Origin of the sequence: Microbacterium sp. Leaf203 (assembly GCF_001421275.1) — a bacterium.
GTDB lineage: Bacteria > Actinomycetota > Actinomycetes > Actinomycetales > Microbacteriaceae > Microbacterium > Microbacterium testaceum_A.
Map to the genome: position 1 here is coordinate 332214 of NZ_LMKF01000022.1, position 26216 is coordinate 358429.

At 70.8% G+C, this 26216-nt stretch carries 28 protein-coding genes and 1 tRNA gene; 12 read left to right on the forward strand and 17 right to left on the reverse strand.

Annotated elements, in window-relative coordinates; all coding sequences use genetic code 11:
- Nucleotides 1-5 precede the first annotated feature (5 nt).
- On the reverse strand, nucleotides 6-1880 hold the full coding sequence (gene dnaK / locus ASE56_RS02785; protein WP_056224723.1) for a molecular chaperone DnaK: 1875 nt from the start codon (nucleotides 1878-1880) through the stop codon (nucleotides 6-8).
- 398 nt (nucleotides 1881-2278) lie between these two features.
- The gene (locus ASE56_RS02790; protein WP_056224725.1) at nucleotides 2279-4033 is read right to left on the reverse strand and encodes a DEAD/DEAH box helicase; all 1755 of its coding nucleotides are present in this window, start codon (nucleotides 4031-4033) and stop codon (nucleotides 2279-2281) included.
- 128 nt (nucleotides 4034-4161) lie between these two features.
- Here ASE56_RS02790 and ASE56_RS02795 point away from each other — a divergent pair, with 128 nt between their 5' ends.
- Complete coding sequence (locus tag ASE56_RS02795) at nucleotides 4162-5532, forward strand: MFS transporter (protein WP_056228083.1); 1371 nt, start codon at nucleotides 4162-4164, stop codon at nucleotides 5530-5532.
- 18 nt (nucleotides 5533-5550) lie between these two features.
- On the opposite strand, the gene ASE56_RS16470 is transcribed toward ASE56_RS02795, so the two are convergent.
- A complete protein-coding gene (locus ASE56_RS16470) occupies nucleotides 5551-6072 on the reverse strand; it encodes a MarR family winged helix-turn-helix transcriptional regulator (protein ID WP_074694624.1) in 522 nt (173 codons plus the stop codon).
- 108 nt (nucleotides 6073-6180) lie between these two features.
- Between ASE56_RS16470 and ASE56_RS02805 the strand changes: the two genes are divergently transcribed.
- Nucleotides 6181-6945 (forward strand): hypothetical protein, encoded by a 765-nt coding sequence (locus ASE56_RS02805; RefSeq protein ID WP_056224727.1) that lies wholly within the window; start codon nucleotides 6181-6183, stop codon nucleotides 6943-6945.
- A gap of 58 nt (nucleotides 6946-7003) precedes the next feature.
- Here ASE56_RS02805 and dcd read toward each other — a convergent pair whose 3' ends face one another.
- On the reverse strand, nucleotides 7004-7609 hold the full coding sequence (gene dcd, locus ASE56_RS02810) for a dCTP deaminase (protein WP_056224730.1): 606 nt from the start codon (nucleotides 7607-7609) through the stop codon (nucleotides 7004-7006).
- Nucleotides 7610-7872: 263 nt separating this feature from the next.
- On the opposite strand from dcd, the gene ASE56_RS02815 reads away from it, so the two are divergent.
- The 3 genes from ASE56_RS02815 to ASE56_RS02825 all read left to right on the forward strand — a co-directional run bounded on the left by ASE56_RS02815 (nucleotide 7873) and on the right by ASE56_RS02825 (nucleotide 9360).
- Nucleotides 7873-7943, forward strand: a tRNA-Gly gene (locus ASE56_RS02815).
- 175 nt (nucleotides 7944-8118) lie between these two features.
- Complete coding sequence (locus ASE56_RS02820; protein ID WP_056224732.1) at nucleotides 8119-8529, forward strand: hypothetical protein; 411 nt, start codon at nucleotides 8119-8121, stop codon at nucleotides 8527-8529.
- A gap of 291 nt (nucleotides 8530-8820) precedes the next feature.
- Entirely contained in the window at nucleotides 8821-9360 is a 540-nt protein-coding gene (locus ASE56_RS02825) for a DUF6611 family protein (protein ID WP_156371585.1), read from the forward strand.
- Nucleotides 9361-9373: 13 nt separating this feature from the next.
- Here ASE56_RS02825 and ASE56_RS02830 read toward each other — a convergent pair whose 3' ends face one another.
- Both ASE56_RS02830 and ASE56_RS02835 read right to left on the reverse strand, forming a co-directional pair.
- Complete coding sequence (locus tag ASE56_RS02830; protein ID WP_056224735.1) at nucleotides 9374-10135, reverse strand: SDR family NAD(P)-dependent oxidoreductase; 762 nt, start codon at nucleotides 10133-10135, stop codon at nucleotides 9374-9376.
- 218 nt (nucleotides 10136-10353) lie between these two features.
- Entirely contained in the window at nucleotides 10354-10710 is a 357-nt protein-coding gene (locus ASE56_RS02835; RefSeq protein WP_056224738.1) for a hypothetical protein, read from the reverse strand.
- 125 nt (nucleotides 10711-10835) lie between these two features.
- Between ASE56_RS02835 and ASE56_RS02840 the strand changes: the two genes are divergently transcribed.
- Both ASE56_RS02840 and ASE56_RS02845 read left to right on the forward strand, forming a co-directional pair.
- Nucleotides 10836-11420, forward strand: a complete 585-nt coding sequence (locus ASE56_RS02840) for a YdeI family protein (protein ID WP_056224739.1) — start codon at nucleotides 10836-10838, stop codon at nucleotides 11418-11420.
- A gap of 20 nt (nucleotides 11421-11440) precedes the next feature.
- Entirely contained in the window at nucleotides 11441-12130 is a 690-nt protein-coding gene (locus ASE56_RS02845) for an SGNH/GDSL hydrolase family protein (protein ID WP_056228090.1), read from the forward strand.
- On the opposite strand, the gene ASE56_RS02850 is transcribed toward ASE56_RS02845, so the two are convergent.
- From ASE56_RS02850 to ASE56_RS02865, 4 genes are all read right to left on the reverse strand, one after another.
- On the reverse strand, nucleotides 12125-12757 hold the full coding sequence (locus ASE56_RS02850; RefSeq protein WP_056224741.1) for a Pr6Pr family membrane protein: 633 nt from the start codon (nucleotides 12755-12757) through the stop codon (nucleotides 12125-12127). The genes ASE56_RS02845 and ASE56_RS02850 overlap by 6 nt on opposite strands.
- Nucleotides 12758-12797: 40 nt before the next feature.
- Nucleotides 12798-13235 carry a BLUF domain-containing protein gene (locus ASE56_RS02855; protein ID WP_056224744.1) on the reverse strand — a complete coding sequence of 146 codons (438 nt, stop codon included), beginning with the start codon at nucleotides 13233-13235 and terminating at the stop codon, nucleotides 12798-12800.
- Nucleotides 13232-13516 (reverse strand): hypothetical protein, encoded by a 285-nt coding sequence (locus tag ASE56_RS02860; RefSeq protein WP_056224746.1) that lies wholly within the window; start codon nucleotides 13514-13516, stop codon nucleotides 13232-13234. The genes ASE56_RS02855 and ASE56_RS02860 overlap by 4 nt, the downstream gene beginning before the upstream one ends.
- A 121-nt stretch (nucleotides 13517-13637) precedes the next feature.
- A complete protein-coding gene (locus ASE56_RS02865) occupies nucleotides 13638-14027 on the reverse strand; it encodes an ester cyclase (protein ID WP_056224748.1) in 390 nt (129 codons plus the stop codon).
- Between the two features lie 131 nt (nucleotides 14028-14158).
- Here ASE56_RS02865 and ASE56_RS02870 point away from each other — a divergent pair, with 131 nt between their 5' ends.
- The 3 genes from ASE56_RS02870 (at nucleotide 14159) to ASE56_RS02880 (ending at nucleotide 17314) form a co-directional block, all read left to right on the forward strand.
- Complete coding sequence (locus ASE56_RS02870; RefSeq protein ID WP_056224750.1) at nucleotides 14159-14866, forward strand: ThuA domain-containing protein; 708 nt, start codon at nucleotides 14159-14161, stop codon at nucleotides 14864-14866.
- Complete coding sequence (locus tag ASE56_RS02875) at nucleotides 14839-15924, forward strand: Gfo/Idh/MocA family protein (protein WP_056224752.1); 1086 nt, start codon at nucleotides 14839-14841, stop codon at nucleotides 15922-15924. The genes ASE56_RS02870 and ASE56_RS02875 overlap by 28 nt, the downstream gene beginning before the upstream one ends.
- Nucleotides 15925-15994: 70 nt before the next feature.
- Nucleotides 15995-17314, forward strand: a complete 1320-nt coding sequence (locus tag ASE56_RS02880; RefSeq protein ID WP_056224753.1) for a cytochrome P450 — start codon at nucleotides 15995-15997, stop codon at nucleotides 17312-17314.
- 169 nt (nucleotides 17315-17483) lie between these two features.
- On the opposite strand, the gene pcaC is transcribed toward ASE56_RS02880, so the two are convergent.
- From pcaC to pcaH, 5 genes are read right to left on the reverse strand one after another with little or no spacing between them, the layout of a single operon-like run.
- Nucleotides 17484-17891 (reverse strand): 4-carboxymuconolactone decarboxylase, encoded by a 408-nt coding sequence (gene pcaC, locus ASE56_RS02885; protein ID WP_056224755.1) that lies wholly within the window; start codon nucleotides 17889-17891, stop codon nucleotides 17484-17486.
- Nucleotides 17891-18679 carry an alpha/beta fold hydrolase gene (locus ASE56_RS02890; RefSeq protein ID WP_056224757.1) on the reverse strand — a complete coding sequence of 263 codons (789 nt, stop codon included), beginning with the start codon at nucleotides 18677-18679 and terminating at the stop codon, nucleotides 17891-17893. The genes pcaC and ASE56_RS02890 overlap by 1 nt, the downstream gene beginning before the upstream one ends.
- Complete coding sequence (locus ASE56_RS02895) at nucleotides 18676-20046, reverse strand: lyase family protein (protein WP_056224759.1); 1371 nt, start codon at nucleotides 20044-20046, stop codon at nucleotides 18676-18678. The genes ASE56_RS02890 and ASE56_RS02895 overlap by 4 nt, the downstream gene beginning before the upstream one ends.
- A complete protein-coding gene (gene pcaG, locus ASE56_RS02900; RefSeq protein ID WP_200914110.1) occupies nucleotides 20036-20593 on the reverse strand; it encodes a protocatechuate 3,4-dioxygenase subunit alpha in 558 nt (185 codons plus the stop codon). Before pcaG ends, ASE56_RS02895 begins: the two co-directional genes overlap by 11 nt.
- Nucleotides 20590-21402 carry a protocatechuate 3,4-dioxygenase subunit beta gene (pcaH, locus tag ASE56_RS02905; protein WP_082450291.1) on the reverse strand — a complete coding sequence of 271 codons (813 nt, stop codon included), beginning with the start codon at nucleotides 21400-21402 and terminating at the stop codon, nucleotides 20590-20592. Before pcaH ends, pcaG begins: the two co-directional genes overlap by 4 nt.
- A gap of 90 nt (nucleotides 21403-21492) precedes the next feature.
- On the opposite strand from pcaH, the gene ASE56_RS02910 reads away from it, so the two are divergent.
- Nucleotides 21493-22245 carry an IclR family transcriptional regulator gene (locus ASE56_RS02910; protein ID WP_056224762.1) on the forward strand — a complete coding sequence of 251 codons (753 nt, stop codon included), beginning with the start codon at nucleotides 21493-21495 and terminating at the stop codon, nucleotides 22243-22245.
- 178 nt (nucleotides 22246-22423) lie between these two features.
- Complete coding sequence (locus tag ASE56_RS02915; protein ID WP_056224764.1) at nucleotides 22424-23605, forward strand: 4-hydroxybenzoate 3-monooxygenase; 1182 nt, start codon at nucleotides 22424-22426, stop codon at nucleotides 23603-23605.
- Between the two features lie 9 nt (nucleotides 23606-23614).
- Here the strand turns inward: ASE56_RS02915 and ASE56_RS02920 are convergent, their stop codons facing one another.
- Together ASE56_RS02920 and corA are read right to left on the reverse strand one after the other, a co-directional pair.
- Nucleotides 23615-25066, reverse strand: coding sequence for an amino acid permease (locus ASE56_RS02920; RefSeq protein ID WP_056228097.1), 1452 nt, complete (start codon nucleotides 25064-25066; stop codon nucleotides 23615-23617).
- A 151-nt stretch (nucleotides 25067-25217) separates the two neighbouring features.
- A complete protein-coding gene (corA, locus tag ASE56_RS02925; protein ID WP_056224766.1) occupies nucleotides 25218-26216 on the reverse strand; it encodes a magnesium/cobalt transporter CorA in 999 nt (332 codons plus the stop codon).

Here is a 26216-nt window from a genome sequence, read left to right on the forward strand (position 1 = left end):
TCTGCTTACTTCTTGTTCTCGTCGGGGTTCTCGTCGTCGACGACCTCGGCGTCGATGACGTCTTCCTCGGGGTTCGGCGTCTCGCCGTTGCCGGGCTGGCCCACGTTGGGGTCGGCCTGCTCGCCCGCGGCCTGCGACGAGGCGTAGATGGCCTCGCCGAGCTTGCCCTGGCTGGCGTTCAGCTTGTCGAACGCGGTCTTGACCGCGTCGTCGTCGTCACCGGCGAGAGCCGTCTTGAGAGCGTCGACATCGCCCTGCACCTCGGTCTTGACCTCGGCGGGGAGCTTGTCGTCGTTCTCCTTGATCAGCTTCTCGATCGAGTACGACAGGGTCTCGGCCTGGTTGCGGGTCTCGGCGGACTCGCGGCGCTTCTTGTCGTCGGCCGCGTTCTCTTCGGCCTCGCGCACCATGCGCTCGATGTCCTCCTTGGGCAGCGAGGAGCCGCCCGTGATGGTCATCGACTGCTCCTTGCCGGTGCCCTTGTCCTTCGCCGAGACGTGCACGATGCCGTTCGCGTCGATGTCGAAGGTGACCTCCACCTGCGGGATGCCGCGGGGAGCCGGCGCGATGCCGGTGAGCTCGAAGGTACCGAGCGGCTTGTTGTCGCGGGTGAACTCGCGCTCGCCCTGGAAGACCTGGATCGCGACCGACGGCTGGTTGTCGTCGGCGGTGGTGAAGGTCTCGCTGCGCTTGGTCGGGATGGCCGTGTTGCGCTCGATGAGCTTGGTCATGATGCCGCCCTTGGTCTCGATACCGAGGCTCAGGGGGGTGACGTCGATGAGCAGGACGTCCTTGCGCTCGCCCTTGAGGACACCGGCCTGGAGGGCTGCACCCACGGCCACGACCTCGTCGGGGTTCACGCCCTTGTTGGCGTCCTTACCGGTCTCCTTCTTGACCAGCTCGGCGACCGCCGGCATGCGGGTCGAGCCGCCGACGAGCACCACGTGGGCGATGTCGTCGACCTTGACGCCGGCCTCGCGGATGACGTCGGAGAAGGGCTTGCGGGTGCGGTCGAGAAGGTCCTTGGTGAGGTCCTCGAACTTGGCGCGCGTGAGGGTCTCGCTGAGCGAGACGGGGCCCGAGTCGGTGAGCGACAGGTAGGGCAGGTTGATGCTGGTCGAGGTGGAGCTAGACAGTTCCTTCTTGGCCTGCTCGGCCGCTTCCTTCAGACGCTGGAGGGCGATCTTGTCGCCCGAGACGTCGACACCGGTCGTGTCCTTGAACTGCTTGATGAGGTAGTCGACGACGCGCTGGTCCCAGTCGTCTCCACCGAGGCGGTTGTCACCCGAGGTGGCGCGCACCTGGATGGTGGAGAAGTCGTCGTCCTTGCCCACCTCGAGCAGCGAGACGTCGAACGTTCCGCCACCGAGGTCGAAGACGAGGATGAGCTCGTCTTCCTTGCCCTTGTCGAGGCCGTAGGCGAGGGCCGCAGCGGTGGGCTCGTTGATGATGCGCAGCACGTTGAGGCCCGCGATCTCACCGGCCTCCTTGGTGGCCTGACGCTCGGCGTCGTTGAAGTACGCGGGGACGGTGATGACCGCATCGGTCACGCTGTCACCGAGGTACTCCTCGGCGTCGCGCTTGAGCTTCTGCAGGATGCGGGCCGAGATCTCCTGCGGCGTCCACTTCTTGCCGTCGACGTCGAAGCTCCAGGTGGTGCCCATGTGGCGCTTCACGCTGGAGATGGTGCGGTCGACGTTGGTGACGGCCTGGCGCTTGGCGGTCTCGCCGACGAGCACCTCGCCGTCCTTCGTGAAGGCGACGACCGAGGGGGTCGTGCGGAAACCCTCGGCGTTGGCGATGACCTTGGGCTCGCCACCCTCGAGCACGCTCACGACGGAGTTGGTCGTACCGAGGTCGATTCCCACTGCACGGGGCATATGTGTCTCCTTGCTTGTGAGCGCGGCCGTTGCCGCACTCGGGGTTCTGGTGAAAGTCTCTTCGCGGGTTGAGCCGCGATGACTCAAGGCTATCGGAGCCCGTTCGCGAGGTCAAGGCGACTTGATATGAATTGGCTCAACTTCCGGATGCCACCTAGCTCGGTCGCCCCGCGCGCCCACCCGCGCGCGGCCCCGGGCTCTTCTGCGCAGCGCCGTGTCACGGCATCCCTCCACCCATGTCCCCATCTGCGCAGACCATGTCCCGAAATGGGCGGCCCACGCGCACCCCAGGCAGCCAAAAGTGGGACATGTTCCGCCTGAAGGCGCCCGCCATCCCACCACGCCGACGCCCCCGCACCCTCACCGGGGTACGGGGGCGTCGAACGGATGCCGTGGACTCAGTCGCGGTCGCGATCGCGGCGCTGCGGCCGGTCGCTGCGCTTGGCCGAACGGCCGCCCTGGTCGAGGCGCAGGTCGATGAGCTGGCCCGAGATGCGGGTGTCGGCGAGGCGGTCGATCGTGTCGTTCGACAGGTCGACGGGCAGCTCGACGAGCGAGAAGTCCTGACGGATCTGAATCGCACCGAAGTCGTTGCGGCGCAGACCACCCTCGTTCGCGAGGGCGCCGACGATCTGACGGGGCTCGACGCGCTGACGACGACCCACCGCGATGCGGTACGTCGCGAAGCGACCCGAGGAGTCGCGACGCGGACCGCCGTCGCGGGATCCTCCCTCGCGAGAACCGGAGTCGCGCGCGGGGCGGTCGTTGTCGAACCGCTGCTGGCGGAAGGCCTCGGCCTCGAGCAGCAGCGGGGTGTCGCCCTGGGCGACCACGGCGAGGGCCGCGGCCACGTCGGCCTCGGGCACGTCGTGGTGCGACACGTAGTGGGCCACCACGTCGCGGAACGTCGCGATCGCGGCGGTGTCCTCGAGGGCCGTGGTGATGGCGTCGTCGAAGCGCGTGAGGCGCGTGGCGTTGACGTCGTCGACGCTCGGCAGCGACATCTCGGTCAGCGGCTGGCGCGTGGCCTTCTCGATCGCGGTGAGCATGCGGCGCTCGCGCGGCGTGACGAAGCTGATCGCATCTCCCGTGCGTCCGGCACGGCCCGTGCGGCCGATGCGGTGCACGTACGACTCGGTGTCGATGGGCAGGTCGTAGTTGACGACATGACTGATGCGGTCGACGTCGAGACCGCGCGCGGCCACGTCGGTGGCGACGAGGATGTCGAGCTTGCCGCTCTTGAGCTGGTTGACCGTGCGCTCGCGCTGCACTTGGGCCACATCGCCGTTGATCGCGGCGGCGGTGTAACCGCGGGCGCGCAGCTTCTCGGCGACCGTCTCGGTCTCGTTCTTGGTGCGGGTGAAGACGATCATGCCCTCGAAGTTCTCGACCTCGAGGATGCGCGTGAGGGCGTCGATCTTCTGCTGGTACGACACGATCAGGTAGCGCTGGGTGATGTTGGTCGAGGTCGCGGTCTTGGTCTTGACCGTGATCTCTTCGGGATCGTTGAGGTACTGCGCCGAGATGCGACGGATCTGCGCGGGCATGGTCGCCGAGAACAGCGCGACCTGCTTGGTCGAGGGGGTGTCGGCGAGGATCGTCTCGACGTCTTCGGCGAAGCCCATCTTGAGCATCTCGTCGGCCTCGTCGAGCACGAGGTACTTCAGCTCGCTCAGGTCGAGGGTGCCCTTGTCGAGGTGGTCCATGATGCGGCCGGGGGTGCCCACGACGATGTCGACGCCGCGGCGCAGGGCCGACAGCTGCTGGCCGTAGCCCTGGCCGCCGTAGACGGGCAGCACCGAGACGCCCTTGATGTGCGCGGCGTACTTCTCGAACGCCTCGCACACCTGCAGCGCGAGCTCGCGGGTGGGCGCGAGCACGAGGGCCTGCGGATTCTTATGCCCGGTCTCCATCTGCGACAGCACGGGCAGCGCGAAGGCGGCGGTCTTGCCGGTTCCGGTCTGGGCGAGGCCGACGACGTCGCGGCCCTGCAGCAGCACGGGGATCGTGGCCGCCTGGATCGCGGACGGGGTCTCGTAGCCCACGTCTTTCAGGGCCTTGAGCACAGCGGCATCCAGTCCCAGATCGGCGAAGGTGAGCTTCTCGGGAGTGGTCTCGGCTTCAGCGGAGTCGATGGGGGTTTCGGATGCCATGCCTCCACGGTAGTCTCCTCCGCGCTCTCGCGCGGGCCGGGGTCTAACCTGAACCCGCGCGCCGACGACGGCGCGGCTGCCTCCCCGGCCGTACCGGGCGTTCACCGAAGGACCCTAGCGTGACCGACATGTCCTCCCCCGGAACCACCGCAGCCCCCGCCACCGACCGTCGACCGGTGATCGCCTGGGCCCTCTGGGACTGGGGGTCGGCGGCGTTCAACGCGGTCGTGACGACCTTCGTCTTCAGCACTTATCTGGCCAGCCAGCTCTTCGTCGACCCGACGATCGTGGCCGCCGCGAACGGGAACGACAAGGACCCGGCCCTCGTGCGCGCCCTCGCCGACAACGCGAGCCTGGTGGGTGTCGCGCTGATGATCGCGGGGATCGTGGTGGCCCTGGTCGCCCCGGTGCTCGGTCAGCGCTCCGATGGAACCGGCCGCCGCAAGCTCTGGCTCGGCATCAACACCGGCCTCGTCGTGCTGGCCATGGCGGCGATGGTGTTCGTCGAGGGCACCCCCGGGTTCCTCGTGCTGGGCGCGACCCTGATCGCGGTCGGCAACGTCTTCTTCGAGTTCGCGAGCGTCAACTACTACGCGATGCTGACGCAGGTCTCCACCCGCGAGAACATCGGCCGCGTCTCGGGCTTCGGCTGGGGGATGGGCTACGTCGGCGGCATCGTGCTGCTCCTTCTGCTGCTGGTGCTCTTCATCCAGAGCTTCGGAGATCCGGATGCCGGTGGGCTCCTCGCCGTGACCAAGGAGGGTGGATGGAACATCCGCCTCGCCGTCTTGGCATCCGCGCTCTGGTTCGGTGCGTTCGCGATCCCGGTGCTGCTGCGCGTTCCGGAGATCCCCGCCCGCAGCCGCCAGGTGCGGGTCGGTTTCTTCCGCTCCTACGTGGTGTTGTGGGGCACGCTGCGTTCGCTCTGGCGCGACAGCCGGGAGGTACTGCTCTTCCTCGTGGCGAGTGCCGTCTTCCGCGACGGGCTCGCCGGCGTCTTCACCTTCGGCGCGATCATCGCCGCGCAGGTGTTCGGCTTCAGCTCGACGCAGGTCTTGTACTTCGCGGTGGCGGCGAACGTGGTGGCGGGGGTGAGCACGTTCGTCGCGGGCCGCTTCGACGATCGGTTCGGCCCGAAGCGCGTCATCGTCATCTCACTGATCGGACTCATCGTGCTCGGCGGGGCCGTCCTCTTCATCGGGACGTCGCAGGGCGCCTTCTGGATCACCGGCCTCGGCCTGTGCGCCTTCGTCGGCCCCGTCCAGTCGGCGAGCCGGTCCTTCCTCGCCCGCGTCGCTCCTGAGGGGCGCGAGGGTGAGATCTTCGGTCTCTACGCCACGACGGGTCGCGCCGTGTCGTTCCTCGCTCCCGGGCTGTTCGCCCTGTTCGTGGGCATCACGGGCGACACGCGTCTCGGCATCCTGGGCATCGTGCTGATCCTCGGCGCGGGATTGCTGCTGCTCATCCCGGTGAAGGCGAAGCCGGCCGTCATCGTCTGACCCGCCGGGAGAACGACGTCAGTCGCGCGGCCAGGAGTCGGCGAATTTCGCCAGCAGACGCGCGAACTCCACCCGCTCGGCGTCGGTGAAGGATTCGAGCGCGGAGCGCACGGCATCCCGTCGACGTCCGCGGAAACCGGATACGAGCCCCTCCCCCTCGGGGGTGAGGCGCACACGCGTGCGGCGGGCGTCGTCGGGGTCGGGCTCGCGCACGACCAGTCCCATCTGCGCCGCCTGCTGCACGAGTCGCGATGCGCGGGGTTGATCGACGCCCACGGCTTCGCCGATCTCGCTGACGGACAGCGACCCGGATGCCGCGATCAACGCGTCGAGCATGCGCAGCCGCGCGGGGCCGCCGAAGCGCCCGTGCGCGGGATCGGCGACCCAGGGCGGAGCGCCCCGCCCCCACGGCCCCCCGTGCCCGCCGCCGTGTTCACCGTGCGGGTGGTGGTGGCCGTCAGCCGCGAAGGGCGGCCGCGGTCGTCGTCCACGCAGGCGCCCGAGGGCGGCGGCGATCTCGTCGGCGGGGTCGGTGGACATGAGGAGATTTTACATGTCGCTTGACAAGCATCCGGAATACATGTCACAGTACATTCGTTGTCACATGACATGCAATGGCGGATCGACCGCCGACGAAAGGACCCCTCCATGAACACCCCCACCCCCTCAGATCCCCACAGCCTCGCCCACCGCCTCACGACGGTCGGCCACGCGCTGCACCACCGCCTGTTCGCACAGCTGCGCGACAGCGACCTGCACCCGAAGACCGTGATGGTCCTCTCCGTGATCGACGGGCGCCTCGACGCCCCGTGGATCAGCGACCGCATCGCCCGCGGCGGAAAGCGCATCAGCGCCCTCGCCGACCAGGGATGGATCGCCCCCGCCGGCGACGGCTGGACGCTCACCGACGAGGGTCGTCAGGTCCTCGATCGAGTGGATGCCGACCGCCAGGCGCTTCTCTCCCAGGTCCCGGCCGACGAGATCGAGCGCCTCAACGCCGCTCTCGACGCGATCTCCGCCACCCTCGGGCTCGACGAGGACGCCGAGACGGCAGGCCCGCGGGGACCCCGCGGGTTCGGCTTCGGTCCCGGCCCGTTCGGCCCCGGCTCGGGCCGCGGATTCGGGCCCGGCATGCGCGGCGGCCCCCGCTTCGGCGGCGGCGAGCGCGACCACCGACGCGGTGACGGCGGCAACGCCCACCACGGCTTCGGACCCCGCCACGGCGGACACACCGACGGGCACCGGCCCGACGGCGACCACGCAGCCGCGGACGGCTCCGGCGCGCAGGGCGAGCACCGCCACGGCCACCCCGGCCACCGGCACGAGCGCGGACACCGCGCGGCGGAGCGCGCCTACGAGCGCGGTTTCGACGCCGGATTCATCCGTGGACGCGAGTCCGCGGCATCCGAGTGATCATCGAGAACACGACGCGGCGGGACCTCCCTCGGGAGCCCGCCGCGTCGTCGTTTCGTCAGCGTCCCGCGGAACCCGCGTCGGTCGAACCGACGTCGGTGCGGTGGAAGTTCAGCGCCGACCGCGAGGCCGTCGGTCCGCGCTGCCCCTGGTAGCGGTTGCCGTAGGGGCCGGAGCCGTAGGGGTTCTCGGCCGGCGAGGTGAGCCGGAAGTAGCAGACCTGCCCGATCTTCATGCCGGGCCACAGCTTGATCGGCAGCGTCGCGACGTTCGACAGCTCCAGGGTGACGTGGCCCGAGAAACCCGGGTCGATGAATCCCGCGGTGGAGTGCGTGAGCAGCCCCAGGCGCCCGAGCGACGACTTGCCCTCGAGGCGCGCGGCGACGTCGTCGGGCAGGCTCACGCGCTCGAACGTCGATCCGAGCGCGAACTCCCCCGGGTGAAGGATGAACGGCTCGTCGGGCTCGACCTCGATGAGGCGGGTGAGCTCGGGCTGATCCTCGGCCGGGTCGATGAAGGGGTACTTGTGGTTGTCGAACAACCGGAAGTACCGGTCGAGGCGCACGTCGACGCTCGAGGGCTGGACCATGGCCGGGTCGAAGGGCTCGAGGCCGAGGCGCTTCGCGTCGAGTTCGGCCCGGATATCGCGATCGGAGAGCAGCACGGCCCCAGCCTAGGGGCGGGGCCCGCGCCGGTGGTGCCTGTTTCACCCCGTTCGCCCGGGTGGGCCGCGTCGAGGTGACCGGGGTTCGTCTCGCGTGTGGTGCGCGAGGACGTATCCGTTCGCCGAGAACGCACGCCCTCGCACGCAAAGGAACGCGCACTCGACGAACGGGTGCGGTTTCGCCGGTGGATGCGGTCTCGGGGCGGATGCCGAGGGATGCCGCGCGGACGCTGTTATGCTGGCCGGGTCGCCGCGAGGCGCACGGGGCTGTAGTTCAATGGCAGAACTTCTGCTTCCCAAGCAGATAGCGCGGGTTCGATTCCCGTCAGCCCCTCAAAAGCCCTCACGGGTGGCCATCGGCCGCCCGGGAGGGCTTTTGAGTTGCCGTGAAGCGAACCCTTGGGTGGGCCCGCGTCGACAGAGACGAGGCGGCCGCGCCGCCGCGCGTCAACCCCTCCGGGCCACGTCGCCGCGACCCGCCAGGGTGGGGACCGACGAAGGGGGACGTCATGACAGAGATCTCGGAAGATCGAACGGATGCCGCGGGGATCGAGAGGCCGGGACTGCCGTTCTGGGTGAAGGCGCTCGGGTGGCTGCAGGTCGTCGCGATCGCGCTCATCGTGGTGGCATTCATCGCCCTGCAGGTCGTGCAGGCGCAGTCCACCGGTGTGAATTACACCGCTGCGGCGCTGGCGATCATCTTCGCCCTTCCTCTGCTGGTCGTGTGGCAGCAGCCCGTCCTCGCGGCCGTGGTCGCGATCGTGCTCGTCATCGGAGCGGCATTCGGTGTCCGCTTCCGCCGCGGTCGGATGAGCGTGGGCGAGGCGATCTGGGGTTACGCGCTGCTGGCGTGGACGCTGTTCTGGGTCGCGATGTGCGTTGTGGGCGCCGCCAGGATCTTCGGCAGCCTGATGGGCTGAGGCCCGAGGCCGTGGCATCCGGTCGGGGATTCTCCACAGGGCGAAGCGCCGAAAACGACCCGCCGCTCCGCGGAATTACGCGCGTGTAGTTTCGAACACGTTAACGAATGACGGGCTTATCCACACGTATTTGCACAGGCGGTGCCGGTTTCCACACACACTTTCCACAAAGTTATCCACAGCTGTGGAGACGACTGTTCGCCGGTGTGCACGACTCGGATGCGCCGCGCCTGCCGCATGGGAATCGTGAGGATCCTCGCGGAGCGGATCCGGCGGGCGCACCATCGTTCCGTGCGATCGAACACCGGCTCCCCCTCTCACGTCAGCGGCACCTGGGGCTCGTACGAACGTCGGCTGAGCGGACACGGGCTCGTCGTCGAGCATCTGCGGGTCCTCCCCCCGAACGGCACCCCCGAGGAGCGCCTCGCCTGGAACGCCGCCGTCATCTGGCCCACCATCGGCTTCTTCTGCGGGATCGCCGCAGCCGTCGTCGCGCACCACGCCGCCTCCGTCTCGGGGAGCGTGGCGTTCGGCGCGGCCGTGTGGCTCGGACCGTGGGCGTGGCTGGCGTGGAGGAGCCGACCGTTCGCGCGTCGCGTGCGCGAGTCCTGGCAGATCAGCGGCGCGGGAGCATGGATGACCGACGCCTCACCGCTGCGCGATCACGCGGAACGACTGGACGAGGCCGGGCGATGGACTGCCGTCACGCGGAGCCGCGCGCACCTGATGCTCACGTGGGGCGACGTCTACACGGCCCTGTCGCCCACGCCAAGGCGCACTCCCGCCACTCTCGTGGAGCACATGACCGCAGGGCGTCCGGCGGGATCCTGACTCGTGCCGGCCGTCACGTGCGCAGGTGCGAGGCGCCGTTCAGATCGAGGATCGTTCCCGACGCCCACTGCGAGCCGGGCGCGCTGAGGTAGACCACGGCATCCGCCACCTCTTCGGGCGTGGCCACGCGACCGAAGGGACTTTGATCCCGGATGCCGTCGCCCTCCGCCCCGGTCAGCTTCTGCTGCTGCCGGTCGGTGCCGACGAAGCCGGGGGCGACGCTCGTGACCGCGATGCCGTGAGGCGCGAGCGCGACGGCGAGGGATTGGCCCATCGCGTGCAGGCCGGCCTTCGCCGCGCCGTAGGCGGGGAACTCCGGCTCGCCGCGGAAGGCGCCGCGCGAGCCGACGTTCACGATCGACCCCGGCAGGCCCCGCTCGATCAGCGATCGCGCGACGAGGAAGGCCATGTTCGCGGGGGCGTGCAGGTCGACGTCGACCATCCGCTCCCACGTGCGATGCCAGGTGGCGTAGTCGACGGTCGCGATCGGGTGCGAGGTCTCGGGGCTCGGGGCGATCGCGGCGTTGTTCACCAGGACGTCGATGCGTCCGAACGCCGTGAGGACGTCGCCGACCACGCGCTCCGCCGTCGCCGGGTCGGATAGGTCGCCGCCGACAAGCGTGTGCCCGTCTCCGGGGAGCAGGGCGAGTGTCTCTTCGGCAGCGGCGCGGTCGTGGCCGTAGTGGACGACGACGCGGTCGCCGCGCGCGGCGAGGGCGACGGCGATGGCTCGGCCGATCCCGCGCGAGGCGCCGGTGACGAGGGAGTGCAGCATGCCCCCATCCTCCCGGTACCAGCGTCCGGGCGGCACCGCGAAACGGCGGGCCGCCCGAACTGTCCGGGGCTCACGCACCGGGTCGATGAACCGGTCGCGTCCGGTGCGGAGGACCCACGCTACGTCCGAGCGCGGGAGCGAGGGTGGGCTTGACGAGCTCCCCCGCGGGGTGCGGGGGCGATGGTCGCGAGGACGCGGCCCGGCGAGGGGCGAGCCGCTCAGGCGCGGGTGAACCCGTCGAGGTCGGGGTCCCAGAACGCGTCGGGGTTGGCGTCATCGCTCGGCTGCTCGACGGCGATGGCCGGCGCCTGGGGGAAGCGCTTGTGCTGACGGAGTTCTTCCGCCGCCCACGAGAAGTCGGGCTCCTCACCCGTCCAGTCGGCCGGAGCGCTGAGGACGTCGTTGCCGACGCCGATGACGAGCTCGGCCTCTTCCGCGCCGCCGTCGGTGACGATCGGGATGCTCACGGCCTCCGCCTGCCCTTCGGCGGCGATCGACGCCGTCAGTTGAACCAGAGCCTCCGCCACGTCGTCGGTCGTGGTCACGGTCTCACCGGCATAGGTCACACTGCGCATTCAGCGATGATCTCCTCTCGAGCGCGTCGGCGGGGGCCGGTTGCCGTGGGGCGCCCGCTCCGATAGGGCGCGCGTGTCGGGGGTCCGCGCTAAGGTCCGGTGAGCCGTCGGAAAGGACCGCGATCATGCCTGAAGCCCCCGAACTGATCGTCGACGACGCCGCACGGTGGCGGTCGTGGCTCGACACCCACGAAGACACCAGCGACGGCGTATGGCTGGTGCTCGCCAAGAAGGGCACGACCTCGCCCACGTCCCTCACCTACGCCCAGGCCCTCGACGAGGCCCTCTGCAGCGGGTGGATCGACGGGCGGAAGCAGTCTCGGGATGCCGCCACCTTCCGGCAGCACTTCACCCCGCGCCGCACCCGCTCGATGTGGTCGAAACGCAACGTCGATCACGTGGCACGCCTCACCGACGAGGGCCGCATGCGCCCGCGCGGAGCCGAAGAGATCGCCCGCGCCCATGCCGACGGCCGCTGGGAGCGCGCGTACGAGGGCTCCGCGGCGATCGAGGTGCCGGCCGATCTGCGCGCGGCGCTCGACGCCGTCCCCGACGCGGCGCGCGCTTTCGACGCCCTCACGAAGGCGGAGCGCTACTCCGTCCTGCACCCCGTGGTCACGGCGGCGACGCCGGCCACCCGTGCGGCGCGCATCGCACGCCACGTCGAACGCCTCTCCGCAGAATCGGTTCCCCTGACCCCCGAGCAGTGATCGCCGCCGAGAATGGGGTCATGCGTGCGCGACGACTCCTCGGCCTGGTCGCCGCGGCATCCCTCCTCCTCGTCTTCTCGGGGTGCGCGGCCCCGACCGCGGCACCGGCCCCCGCCGCGACCGGCCCGGTCGTGTCGTTCTACGGCGATTCGTACACGCGGGGCACGGGTGCGAGCGCCAACGACAAGCGCTGGTCGACGATCATCTCGGCCGAGCGCGGGTGGCAGGAGATCAACCGCAGCGAGAACGGCCTGGGGTTCGTCAATCGCCGCGCCTCGATGGGGCCGGGCCTCGACGACATCCCCGCCCAGGTCATCGCCGACGATCCCGACCTCGTCTTCGTCACGATGGGCCTGAACGACAACTTCAGCTACGACCGCGCGGCCGACCGCATCCGCGAGACGATCGACAGCGACCTCGAGCGTTTGCGCGAGGGCGTGCCCGACGCGCGCATCGTCGTCGTCGAGCCCTTCTGGTACACCGCGGACCGCCCGGCGTCGGTCGACGTCATCGCGGGGTGGGTCGAAGACGCCGCCGCGCGGATCGGCGCCGACCACATCGCGGGGGCCAGCCACTGGCTCGACGGTCACTACGCCGATTCGACCGACAGCTGGATGGCCGCCGACGGCTTGCACCCGAACGACACCGGGTATGCGTACATGGCGGAGCGGATGGATGCCGCGCTCCGCGCCCTCGACCCCCCGCTATGACGACGGGGCGCGTCGGGGTCGACGACCGAGCGCCCAGACCGCCGTGGCCGCGAGCAGGAGCAGGGCCAGGATGCCGACCACGTGCAGAACGAGAGAGGCGAGACCCCGCTCGGGCAGGAGGAAGCCGTAGGGCACCCATCCGTCGGTCGCGCCGCGCGCGAGGACGACCGCGACCCACGCCAGGGGGTACGGCAGCACCCACCAGAGGTCGCGCCACGCGAGTCGGGGACGATCGGGAGCCGTGGCGATGTCGACGACGACGAGCAGCGGGAAGACGAGGTGCAGCACCGCGCTCACCCACGGTGGGGCCGATCCCGTCCCCGGGACGAGACCGTTGTAGACGACGGCGACCACGATGAGGCAGGCCGCCCCGATCGCCCACGCGAGAGCGAGCCCGACGGGCACGGTTCGATCCGCCGCGCCCCGGGCACCCACGGCGATCAGCACGAGCGCCGTCAGGCTGCTCGTCTGATTGGTGAAGTATCCGAAGAAGTCGAAGAAGCCGGGGTCGTCCGCCGCGATGCGCAGCCCGTAGGCGAAGAGCACGACCCCGAGAACGCCCACGCCAGCGACGATGCGGGCGACGGAGCGGACGCGTCGGCGAGAGCCCGCGGGGTGGGAGGTCACCCCGCGACGCTACCGCGCCCGACCCGTGGAGGCCCCTGCGTCAGTCGTCGCTCGCCGTGCGCGCGCGGAACCACACGGTGAGTTCGCGCACGGCGCGGATGCTCGCGTCCTCGTCGTCGGCCTCGAGGTCGTCGAAGGTGTCGCGGAAGCCCTCGGGAGCGGGGGTGGCGGGGATGCCGATCGGCTCGTACCCCATCGTCCACTCAGTGAATCGACGGTCGTCGATGTGCTCCGTGAACAGCACGCGGACATCGGTATGGCGCGGGTCGCGACGGATCTTCGTCATGAGCTCGTCCACGGCATCCTGCGGCCCTTCGAGTACCTGGAAGAAGCGCCCGCGACGGTACAGCAGCATGCCGGTGAGGTCGTGCTCGTGATTCGAGCGGCGGCTCTGCGCGAGCAGGTCGTGCAACCGGTCGTCGTCGAACGGCTCGGCGGCCGCGCTGACGTACGAGGTGGAGACGAGGTCGGAGCTCATGAGGCCTTCCCGCCGTCGATCGATCGCGGCGCGGGGACCCGCACCTCGCGAAGGGTGATCTCGGCGTCCTGCGGGGGCTGGTCGTTGGTCACGGCGGCCATGGCGGCGGTGAGCGCGTCGAAGCGGCCGACGAGGCGCGAACGACCGTCGTACGCGAGGAATGCGCCGCCGGCCTGGCGGTCGATGTACCCCAGGAACACACCGTTCCTGCTGCCGACATGGAAGCCGTCTTCGACGCGAGCCCACACGACTCCGGCGCCGGGGCGGTCGTGAGACACCATGGTCGCCCCTCTCTCTACCCGGGATGGAAACGGGCGAGAGCGACCGTACCCGGACCCCCCGACATGCGGCCGCCCTTGACAGATCGCTCGCCGCGATAGACCCGACCGCACGCGCTCCGACTCAGCCGAGAGCGAGAAGGATCTGCGCGGGGTCGTCGGTGCCGCTCGCCTCGACGATCCGGCCGCGCTCGAGGCGGTACATGGCGAAAGACGCGATGTTCACCCGCCGACGGGTCGGGCTCACGTGGCCGAACGAACCCGTGTGCGCTCCCCCGCCCCGCAGGTGCACCGCCAGACGGTCGTCCTCGACGACCAGCTGGATGCGCTTCCACTGCCAATCCGGGAAGCCGTGCCACAGTTCGGCGAGGTCGGCGATCCAGGCCTCCGCCCCCGCGGGAAGGTGCGCACGACGCACGGCCGGGTGCAGCAGCCCGCGGACCGCTTCGAGGTCGTGGCGGTTGAGCGCCTCGAGGTAGTCGGCGAACCACTCGCGCGTCTCCCAGACCTCCACTCCCCCATTATCGGACGGGATGCCACGGTCCCGGCCCGTTCGCGCAGAGCCCTGGGCGATGTCGGCGCCCGACGGTAGCGTGAGGCGTCGATGCGGAAGCCGGGGCCGGCGTCCGGAGCGGAGGAGGGACGATGACGTCACGAACGGCGCTGATCGTGCGCGGCGGGTGGGACGGCCACCACCCCGTCGAGACGACTGAGATGTTCCTGCCGTTCCTGCGGAGCAACGGCTTCGAGGTGCGGATCGAGGAGTCCCCCCGCATCTACGCCGACGCCGACGTCATGAGCGGTGTCGACCTCGTCGTCCAGGCCGTGACGATGAGCGAGGCCGACGCCGAGAGCATCGAAGGTCTCCGCGCGGCGGTGGCCGCGGGCACGGGTCTGGCCGGGTGGCACGGCGGCATCGTCGACTCCTACCGCCACGACGCCGCGTACCTGCAGCTGGTGGGAGGGCAGTTCGCCGCGCACCCCCGGAAAGACCCGGGGGACCGCGCCGATCCGGCGACCGACGCCTTCGTCGAGCACCGTATCGAGATCACCGACCTCGGGCGCACGCACGAGATCACGAGCGGGATCGACGCCTTCCCCCTCGTCACCGAGCAGTACTGGGTGCTGCACGACGACCTGAACGACGTACTGGCCACGACCACGCACCCGGTGCGCGACGACGAGCCGTGGCACCGCCCGGTCGTCTCGCCCGCGGTCTGGACGCGCGAATGGGGGCGGGGGCGCGTCTTCGTCGCGACACCCGGTCACGACCCCGGCGTTCTGAACGACCCGCACGTGCGAACCCTCATCGAGAGGGGACTGCTGTGGACGAGCCGACGCGCATCGGGCTGATCGGCCTCGGGGTCATCAGCGACCAATACCTCCGCACCCTGAGGGATCATCCCGCCGTCCGGATCGTCGCCGTCGCCGACCTGCGCGCCGATCGCGCGGCCGAGGTCGCCGAGGCGCTCCCCTCGGCCCGCGCGCTCGGCGTCGACGAGCTGCTCGCCGCGGACGACGTCGACGTGGTCGTCAACCTCACCGTCCCCGCCGCGCACGCCGAGATCGCTCGCGCCGCGATCGCCGCGGGCAAGGGCGTGTTCGGCGAGAAGCCGCTGGCCACGACGTTCGCCGACGCGGAGCGCGTGATGGCGGATGCCACGGCCGCCGGCGTCGCCGTCGGGAGCGCCCCCGACACGGTGCTCGGCACGGGGGTGCAGACGGCCCGGGCGGCCATCGAGAGCGGCCTCATCGGTCGGCCGACGGCGGCCACCGCGACCTGGGTCTCGCCGGGCCATGAGCACTGGCATCCGACCCCCGACTTCTACTACCGCGAGGGCGGAGGGCCGCACTTCGACATGGGGCCGTACTACCTGACCTCTCTCGTGCACCTGCTCGGCCCGGTCGTGTCGGTCAGCGGAGAAGTGTCCCGTGGCCGCACTGAACGCGAGATCGGGTCGGGGCCGCGCGCAGGCGAGCGCATTCCCGTCGAGGTCGACACCCACGTCACCGGCACCCTCCGGCACGCCAGCGGTGCCCTGTCGAGTGTGACGTTCAGCTTCGACGCGGGCGGGACCACGGCCGCGCCGATCGAGGTGCACGGCGAAGCCGGGTCGCTGGCCGTCCCCGACCCGAACGACTTCGACGGCGAGGTGCGTCATCACGCCGTCGGCTCGGACGGGTGGGTCGCCCTGCCGGTGAGCGCGGGGTACGTGGGGGCGGGACGAGGGGTCGGCCTCGTCGACATGGTGCGGGGCCACGGGCGGGCGAGCGGCGAGATCGCCCTGCACGTCACCGAGATCGTGACGGCGCTCCCGCTGTCGGCGCGTGAGGGCCGACGGATCGACCTGCGCACGACGCCCGCCATTCCACCGCTCGTCCCACTGACGCCGACGGAGCAGTGGCGCTGAGAGTTATCACACCGACCCGCGGTCGCGCCGCCCCCTCGGCGACCGCCGCTCCGCGTGGAACCGTGAGGGCATGGCATCCCCCCTCGCCCTGCTCCGAGATGACTCGCTCGCTCTTCTGATCCGTGGTTACGGCTTCGGCTCGCACCTGTGGCGTCGGGCCGACCGCGGTGCCCGGGCCGTGCCGTTCCGCCTGCTCGGGCGCGAGGCGCTGTTCGTGCGCGGCGAGGAAGGTGTGGACCTCTTCTATGACGAGTCGCGCATCCGTCGCCACGGCGCCATGCCCGCCTTCATCCAGGAGTCGCTCTTCGGCCACGGCTCGGTGCACAGCCTCGACGGCGCCGAGCACCGCCACCGCAAGGCGACCTTCGTCGACGTGCTGTACGACGACGCCGAGGTGCAGCGCCTGCTCCCCGAGCTCGACCGGCAGTGGCAGGGCGAACTCGACGCCTGGGTCACCGGCGGCGAACGTTCGGCGTACGACGCGGCGGTGGGCGCCCTCGGCCGGTCGATCATGCGCTGGGCCGGCATCCCCGGCACCGCGTCGGCGCAGACCCGCTGGGCGAAGCGCCAGGCGCAGATCGTCGACGGCTTCGGTGTCCCCTACTCCCCCGAGTTCGCGCTCGCGCTCATCAACCGCCGGTGGTCCGACCGTCACGCTGCCGAGCTCATCGACGCGGTTCGCGCCGGCACCCTGCGCCCCGCCGAGAACACGGCCCTGCACGCGTGGGCGCACCACCGCGACCAGGACGGCGAACTCCTCCCCGCGAAGACCGCGGGGATCGAGCTCCAGAACAGCTTCCGGCCCATGATCGCCGTCTCGCGTTTCGTCGCCTTCGCCGCGAAAGAACTGCACGACCGCCCCGAGTGGCGCGAGCGCATCGCCGCCGAGACGACCGAACGCGGGACCCTCGTCGGCGGAGAGCTCTCCACGGCTTTCGCGCAGGAGATCCGCCGCACCGCCCCCTTCGTGCCGATGCTGCCCGCGTGGGCCGAGACCGACATCGAGCTCGACGGTCAGCGAGTGCCGGCGGGCGGCCGGGTCGTGCTCGACATCCTCGGCACCGACACCGACACCCGCGAGTGGGAGCGTCCCTCCGATTTCGCCCCCGAGCGCTTCGTCGGCGTCGACGACTACGAGGCCATCCGCGCGTTCGTCCCCCAGGGCGGCGCCGACGTCCGCACCGGCCACCGCTGCCCCGGAGAGAAGCTCGCGATCGCCGGGCTCGCGGCATCCATCGCCGTCCTCAGCGACCCGCGCATCCGCATCAGCGGTCGCGGGCTCGACGTGAACAGGCGGCGGATGCCGACCAAGCCGCGCTCGGGTGGACGCGTGCGCCGCGCGGACGCGCCGTCGTCGTGCCCGTTCCACTTCGGTCGTTCCGCGCGCTGACGCGGTGGCCGGGGGTGCTGACGCCGCCCCTCACCGCCCCGCGACGTCACCGCGACAGGCGGATGCCACGGGAACAGGGCCATCCGAGCCGGATCGTCCTGTTTCGGTGCATGCCCGGTTCCGATGACACGGGCCAGGAAGCGCCGACAGCCCGTCGGTCGCCTCCGGATCACTCCTCGCGGGGGCCTGCGCTTTCCGCATCGGTCGCCGAGAGCACCTCGGAGGCGATGCGGAAGGCCGAGTTGGCGGCCGGCACGCCGGAGTAGATCGCCGACTGCAGGATGACCTCGCGGATCTCCTCGACGCTCAGGCCGTTGCGCAGCGCCGCGCGCAGGTGCATCGCGAGCTCCTCGTGGTGGCCGTGCGCGATGAGCGAGCTCAGCACCGCGATCGAACGCGAGCGGCGATCGAGGCCGGGGCGCGACCACACGTCTCCCCACGCCACCCGCGTGATGAAGTCCTGCCAGTCGGCGGTGAGGTCGGTGGTCGCGGCGATCGAGCGGTCGACGTGCGCGTCGCCCAGCACGGCGCGGCGCACGGTCATGCCCTGATCGTGGCGTTCCTGATCGGTGGGCATCAGGCGTCCTTTCGGGAAGGCGAGGTCGTCGAGACGGAGGCGAAGAACGACCGCAGCAGAGCCGCCACGGCCTCGGGTTGTTCGGCCGGGGGAAGATGGCCGGCGTCGTCGACGCGCGCGACGCTGCCGCGCTGTACGCCCTCGGCGATCTCGACCGCCTTGGGCTCGGGGGCGACCTGGTCGAAGGCTCCCCACGCGGCCAGCAACGGCACCGTGATCTCGCCCAACGTCGCGCGCACGTCGTACGCGGCGAGCGCCTCGCAGCAGCGGGCGTAGCTGTCGTCGTCGGCGTCCTGCAGTGCGTGCAGCAGGCGGCCGCTCAGCTCGGGGCGGCGCGCCATCGACTCCGGCGCGAACCAGCGCTGGGCCGAGCCGACGATGAGGCTCGAGGTGCTCTGCGACCGCGCCTGGGCGGCCCGCTCGTGCCACGACGCGGGCTCGCCGAGGACGGCTCCGGATGCCACGATGGCGGCGCCCCGCAGGCGGGTGCCGTGACGCCGCGCGAGCTCGAGGCCCGTCGCCCCGCCGAGGGACACCCCGGCGTACAGGAACGTGTCATCGGGGACGGCGGCGGCCACGGCATCCGCGAGATCGGCGACGGTGAACGCCTCGCGTGCGATCGGCCCGGCCCCGTGCCCGGGGAGGTCCCACGCGGCGACGCGGTAATCGTCGGCAAGCAGGGGCACGACGTCGCCCCACAGGATGGTCGAGGTGCCGAGCGAGGGCCCGAGCACGACGAGGGGCGCGTCGGCGGGACCCACGGGTGCGGTCAGCGAGATGAGGCTCATGCGTCGGCTCCTTCGTCGTGCGCGGTGCCTCCGCCGGCGTGGCGGGTGCCGCGGGCGAGGCGGGGGGCGAGGCCGACGTAGGCGGCCGGATCGAGCAGCGCGTCGACGTCGAGGTCGGCCGCCTCGGGCAGCGCCCGCAGGCGCGGGGCGAGGTCGTCGTCGCCGTCGAGCAGGGCCGCGAAGCGCTCGGCGCCGATGAGGGGCACGAGCACGCCCCGCAGACGCTCACTGACGAGGCGCCCTCCGGTCAGAGCGGCGTTGGCTGCCGCGGCCCCGGCATCGACGCGCAGGTGAGCGAGCAACGACGACCCGTGCGCGGCGGCGCCGACCGCGAGGCGCAGCAGCTCACGCAGCGTCGGCCACTCGGCGTGCCAGGCGCCGTCGGGGCGCTCGTCGACCGCGAGGGCCGAGGCCAGGTGCAGGGTCGCGCCCAGCTGGGGCGCGCGCAGAGCGGCCGAGCGGATGAGCACCGCCTCGGCGGGGTTCTGCTTCTGGGGCATGGCCGACGATCCGCCGCCCACGCCCTCTGCCACCTCGCCGATCTCGGTGCGGCTGAGGGTCGTGACGTCGGCGGCCATCTTGCCGAGCGCGTCGATCGCCTGCACGAGGGCGTCGCCGATCTCGGTCACGGGCCAGCGCGTCACGTGCCAGGGAGCGTCGGGGGCGTCGAGCTCGAGCACCCGGGCGAAGGCCGCGGGCAAGGCGTCAGCGGCATCCGTCGATCCCGTGATCTCGACGAACGAGGCGAGCGTCCCGCCCGCTCCCGCGAGCTGCGCGGGGAAGACCAGGGCGTCGAGTCGCACGACGGCCCGCTCGAGTCCGCGCGCCCAGGTCGCGGCGCGCGCCCCGATCGTGGTGGGCACGGCGTGCTGGGCGAGCGTGCGGGCGGCGGCCACCTCGTCGGCGTGCGCGGTGGCGAGCTGTCGCGCCCAGACCGCCGCATTCGCGACCGCGCGTCGCGTCTGCTCGACCGCGCGCTGCGCGACCACCATGAGCGCGGTGTCGAGCACGTCTTGACTCGTCGCCCCGCGGTGGATCCACCCGCGGTGCTCCGCCGGCACCTGGGCCTTGAGCGCGCCCACGAGGGGGATCGCCGGGTTGCCCCCGGCGACGGCGTCACGCACGAGGGCGTCGACGTCGAGCACGCGCGCGGACGCGCCGCCCTTCTCGTCGATGCCGAAGACGTGGTCGATGTCGGCTCGCGCCTCGCGGGGGGCGACCCCGACGGCGACGTACGCCGCGACCAGGGCGCACTCGACGCGGATCATCGTCGCCAGCACGAACTCGTCCGACAGCAGGGCGTCGTGCCCGACGCTCACCGGCGAGAGCAGCCCGAGGTCGATGCGCGGAAGGGGTTCAAAAGGCAAGGAACACCGTCTCGTTCTCGCCCTGCAACCGGATGTCGTGCGACAGGTACCCGTCGGGCGTCCGGGTCGCGACGAGGCTAGCGCGCTCCTCCGACGTCAGGGTGGAGAGCAGCGGATCGGCGGCGAGAGCGTCGTCGTCGGCCGGCGAATAGATGCGAGTGTGCAGCTTGTCGGGCAGGCCGCGGGCGAACACGATCGCGGCGAAGAACCCCGCCCGGCCCCGGATGCCGCCCGGCTCGCGCGTCCAGAACGAGTAGCGCCCCTCGTCGTCGGTGAAGGCGCGTCCGAACCCGGTGAAGGTGTGGTCGTCACGGCGGAACGCGCCCCGCGCGCGGGGCACCGAGCCGTCGGCATCCGCCCCGAAGATCTCCACGAGGGCGTCGGGGATCGGCGCTCCCGCACCGTCGTACACGGTGCCCGAGAGCACGATCGCACCCGGCGAGTGCGGGAACACCACCTCGTGCTGCTTCGGGTACTCCAGCCCGTACGCGAAGAACGGTCCGACCGTCTGACCGGGGGTGGCGCGGTGCGTCTTGGCGGGAATCACTCGTCGCCCTCCTGCTCGAAGGAGGTCGCATCCGGCCCGTCGACCACGATGTCGAAGCGGTACCCCGTCGCCCACTCGGGCGAGGTGAGGTCGTGGTCGTAGACGCCCACGAGGGCGTCGCGGTCCTTCTGGCGGTGGATGGAGTTGTAGATCGGGTCGAGCGCGAACAGCGGGTCGCCCGGGAAGTACATCTGCGTCACCAGCCGCTGCGTGAACGACGACCCGAACACCGAGAAGTGGATGTGTGCCGGACGCCACGCGTTGCGGTGGTTCTTCCACGGGTACGGGCCGGGCTTGATGGTCGTGAAGCGGTACTCGCCGTTCTCGTTCGTGATCGCGCGGCCGGCTCCGGTGAAGTTCGGGTCGAGGGGCGCGGGGTGCTGGTCGCGCTGGTGGATGTAACGGCCGGCCGAGTTCGCCTGCCAGATCTCGATGAGCTGGTTCACCACCGGGCGCCCCCACGAGTCGAGCAGCCGGCCCTGCACCGTCATGCGCTCGCCCAGCGGTTCCCCCGCGTGCTGCAGGGTGAGGTCCGACTCGATCGCCGCGACGTCGCGCTGCCCGAACGCGGGCGAGAACAGCTCGATGGTCTCGGGGTCGACGAGCTTCGGATTCTTGGTCGGATGCCGCAGCACGCTCGACCGATAGGCCGGAAAGTCGTGGGCGGTGGCGGCGACGCGCTCGCCCGCGGCGTCGAGGGCGTCGAGCTCGGCGTGGCGGGCGTGGATCTCGCGGACGATCTCGTCCTGCGTCGCCTGGTCGGGAGCGGCCAGCAGCGATTCGGGGGCCGCGGCGGGGGCGTTCGTCATGGGGTCTCCTTCGACCCCTCCATGCTCCGTCATCCTCTCGCCTCGCGGCGAGACGTTCCCGCTGAACGGGAGTCGTGCCATTCTGGACGCGTGGCGAACTCCCCCTCCGGCGATTCGGTGACCGACCGCCTCGTGCGCATCCTCGAGACCTTCACCCCCACGCGCACCGCGCAGACCACGGCCGACATCGGCCGCCGGGCGGGTCTGCCGAGCTCGTCGGCGCACCGGATCGTGAACGAGCTGGTGGATGCCGGCTTGCTCGAGCGCGACGACGAGCGCCGCGTCCGCGTCGGGATGCGCCTGTGGGAACTGGCCACCCGGTCCTCGCACGCGCTGCGCCTGCGCCAGGCGGCCCTGCCCTACATGGAACGCGTGCAACAGCGCGTGCGCGAGCACACCCAGCTCGCAATCCTCGAGCAGGATGAGGCGCTGTTCCTCGAGCGGCTCAGCGCCCCCGACTCCGGCGCGAACATCACCCGCGTCGCCGGGCGCCTTCCCCTGCACGCCTCGTCGTCGGGACTCGTGCTGCTCGCCTTCGCCCCGCGCGACCTGCAGGAGCGCGTGCTCGCCGGCCCCCTGGCGCGGGTCACGGCCGATACGATCGTCGACCCCGCAGCACTGCGCCGCACCCTCGCCGAGATCCGCACGCTCGGTCGGGTCGTGGCCCCCGGCTACGTCGACGAGGTCTCCACCGGCGTCGCGGTGCCCGTGCGCGACGAGACCGGAGCGGTCATCGCCGCACTGTCGGCCGTGCTCCCGCGCGACGCCGAGACACAGTTCGCCCTCGTCGAGCTGCACCGCGCCGCCCGCGACACCGAGCGCGCTCTCGGCTTCCGCCGCTGACCCGCCCACTTCCGTGCCTCCCTCGCGTGAGGGGTCAACAAGTGTCGCCTGGGGCGCGTCCAGGCGACAGGAACCGACCCCTCACGCGCACCGCGCGGGTTCCTGATCAACGGGAATGCGGCGACGAGGAGCGCGGGCGGCGCGCACCATCGACACAGCCACCGTCGAAGGAGACGCCATGACCACCACCGTCCGCACCCGCGTCGCCATCATCGGCGCCGGCCCCGCGGGGCTCCTGCTCTCGCATCTGCTCGACGAGGCCGGCATCGCCTCGGTCGTCATCGACCGGCGCTCGCGCGACGAGATCGAGAGCACCATCCGCGCCGGAATCCTCGAGCAGGGCACCGTCGAACTGCTCGACACCCTCGGCGAGCACTCGCGCGCGCGCACCATGGGCCACCGTCACGACGGCATCGAGCTGCGCTTCGAGGGAGAGGGCCACCGCATCGACTTCGCGGCATCCGTCGGCCGTGCCGTGTGGCTGTATCCGCAGCACGAGGTGCTGAAAGACCTGATCGCCGCGCGCCTCGCGGCGGGGCAGGACCTGCGTTTCGGCGTCACCGCCGAGGGCATCGCGGATGCCGAGACCTCGACCCCTCGCGTGATCGCGCGCGACGCCGACGGGCGGCCGTTCGAGATCGAGGCGGAATTCGTCGTCGGCTCCGACGGGTCGCGCAGCGTCGCTCGGGCCGCCGTGTCGGGATCGCGCCAGGGCGGCTACTTCCGCGAGTACCCGTTCGCGTGGTTCGGCATCCTGTGCGAGGCCCCGCCGAGCGCCGACGAGCTCATCTACAGCAACTCCCGCGACGGCTTCGCCCTGGTCAGCCAGCGCTCCGACACCGTGCAGCGCATGTACTTCCAGTGCGACCCCGACACCGACACCGCGGCCTTCAGCGAGGCGCAACTGTGGGACGAGCTGCAGAAACGCGTGCCCGGAACGACGCTGAAGCAGGGACCGATCTTTCAGCGCGACGTGCTGCGCTTCCGCAGTTTCGTGGCACATGAGCTGCGTCGCGGCCGCGTCGCCCTCGTGGGAGACGCAGCGCACACCGTGCCCCCGACCGGCGCGAAGGGCATGAACCTCGCGATCGCCGACGTGCGCCTGCTCGCCGACGCCCTGCGGCGCCTGCTGCTCGAGGGCGACGAGCGCGGCCTCGACGCCTACCCCGAGAAGGCCCTGCGGCGCATCTGGAAGGCGCAGCACTTCTCGTGGTGGATGACGAGCCTGCTGCACGTGGCTCCGGATGCCACCGACTTCGACCGCCGACGCCAGGTCGGCGAACTGCGTACCGTCGTGGAATCGGAGCACGCCCGCGCCTTCCTCGCCGAGGCCTACTGCGGCTGGCCCTTCACCGACTGACCCGCCGGCTCAGTCCTTCTTGTCGCGCGGCTTCGGGAAGGGGCTCGGCACCACCGGCACCGTGCCCGTGTACCCCTCGCGCTCGGCCGCCAGCTCCGCGATGCGCTTGCGGCACGCGAACCACCCGATCGTGATGGCGATGCTCGCGATGACGGCCACGAGCAGGGTCGCGGGCGAGTCGATGAACACCAGCACGAGCACGATGGCGAGGAACAGCAGCGTCGCGTAGCCGGTGTACGGCGCCCAGAACAGTCGGAAGGCCGGGCGCACCAGCTCGCCGCGGTCGGTGAGGCGCTTGAACTTCATCTGGCAGAGCATGATGGTCGCCCACGTGACCAGGATGCCGACGGCGGCGACGTTCAGCACGGTCTCGAACGCGTCGCTCGGTGCCACGAAGTTGATCACGACACCGAAGAGGGCCACGAACGCGGTGATCGCGATGCCGCCGTACGGCACGCCCGCCTTGTTCATGCGCGCGGCGAACTTCGGCGCCGAGCCCGCGACCGCCATCGAGCGCAGGATGCGGCCGGTGGAGTACAGCCCCGCGTTCAGCGACGACAGCGCGGCGGTCAGCACGACGAGGTTCATGATCACGTCGACGCCGGGAACGCCGATCGAGGCGAAGAAGGTCACGAAGGGGCTCTCGTCCTTCGAGTACGCGGTGAAGGGCAGCAGGAGCGACAGCAACAGCACCGAGCCGACGTAGAAGACCGCGACGCGGAAGATCACCGAGTTGATCGCGCGGGGCATGACCTTCTCGGGGTTCTTGGTCTCGCCGGCGGCGGTGCCGACCAGTTCGATCGAGGCGTACGCGAACACCACGCCCTGCATGAGGATGATGGCGGGCAGGATGCCGTTGGGGAAGAAACCGCCGTTGTCGGCGATCAGCGAGAACCCGGTGGGCGCACCCGTGGGGGTGCCGAACACGACGAAGTAGATGCCGACGAGCAGGAACGCCACGAGGGCGGCGACCTTGATGAGCGCGAACCAGAACTCCAGCTCGCCGAACACCTTCACCGAGACGAGGTTGACGGCGAGGACCGTCACGAGGGCGGCGAGCGCCCACACCCACTGCGGGACGGCGCCGATCCACGGCACGTACTTGCCGAAGAAGTTCATGTAGAGCGCGGCGGCGGTGATGTCGACCATGGTGGTCGTGGCCCAGTTGATCCAGTAGAACCAGCCCGAGACGAACGCGGCCTTCTCACCGAAGAACTCGCGCGCGTACGACACGAACGACCCCGACGTGGGGCGGTGCAGGACGAGCTCGCCGAGCGCGCGGAGGATGAAGAACGCGAACAGCCCGCAGACGGCGTAGGAGAGCACGATCGCGGGGCCGGCCTGCGCGAGGCGGCCGCCGGCGCCGAGGAACAGGCCCGTTCCGATCGCACCGCCGATCGCGATCATCTGCACCTGACGCGACGTCAGGCGCTTGTGGTACCCGTCGTCCTCGAGCTGCACGGTCGAGGTGGTGCGGGGCGGCTCTGCGGCATCGCTCGAGCGGGGGGAGGAGTCGGTCACGTACCCATCGTGCGAATTGCGCAGCGTCTGTCCAGCAAGCGCGCCGCAGTGTCGGCATCCCGAACCGGATGCCGTGCCCCCACGCGAGCGCTCAGAGCCAGTGCTTGCGCTTGAACGCGAACCACAGTCCGATCGAGGTGGCGGCCATCAGGGCGAGGGCCATGGGGTACCCGAAGGTCCAATCGAGCTCGGGCATGTTCTTGAAGTTCATGCCGTAGATGCCCCCCACGAGGGACGGCGCGAACAGGATGGCCGCCCACCCCGAGATCTTCTTGACCTCTTCGTTCTGCTTCAGCGAGGTCTCGGTCTGTCGCTGGGTCACCAGCGTCGCGTTGACGGTGAGGGCGTTGTCGAGGATCGCCCGGAGCGCCGTGAGCTTCTCGCACTGTCGCAGGACGTGATCGAGCACGTCGCGCAGCGAGCGCTGCAACTCGAGGTCGACGCCGTACTTGTCGGCCCCGCGCAGCAGGGCTTCGAGCATGTCGCGCAGGGGTTCGGTCGCCCGCTGGAAGTGGATGACCTCGCGCGCGAGCTCGTAGATGCGCTGCGTGAGATCCGCGCCGCCCTCGCCGAACAGCTGGTCCTCGATCTCGTCGACGTCGTTCTGCAGGCCGCGGGCCACGGGGTCGTACTGGTCGACGACCTCGTCGAGGATCGCGTAGAGCACCGCCTCGGGGCCGCGCGCGAGCAGGTCGGGGTTCTTCTCGAGTCTCCGCCGCACTTGCGAGAGGTCGGGCACCTCGGCGTGACGCACGGTCACGACGTAGTCGGGGCCGATGAAGACGTGGAGCTCGCCGAACTCCACCGTCTCGGTCTCGTCGATGTAGCGCGCGGGTCGGAGCACCGCGAAGAGGTTGCCACCGTAGCGCTCGAGCTTCGCGCGCTGGTGGCCGGCGAGCGCGTCCTCGACGGCGAGCGGGTGCAGCGAGAACTCGGCGGCGACGCGCTCGAGCTCCTCGGGCGAGGGCCGCAACAGGCCGATCCACGCCATTCCGCCGTGGGCCTCCATGTACTCGAAGGTCTGGTCGAGGCTGGCCGGGTTCTCGATGCGGTGACCGTCGACGTACACGGCGCTGTCGATGATGGGCAT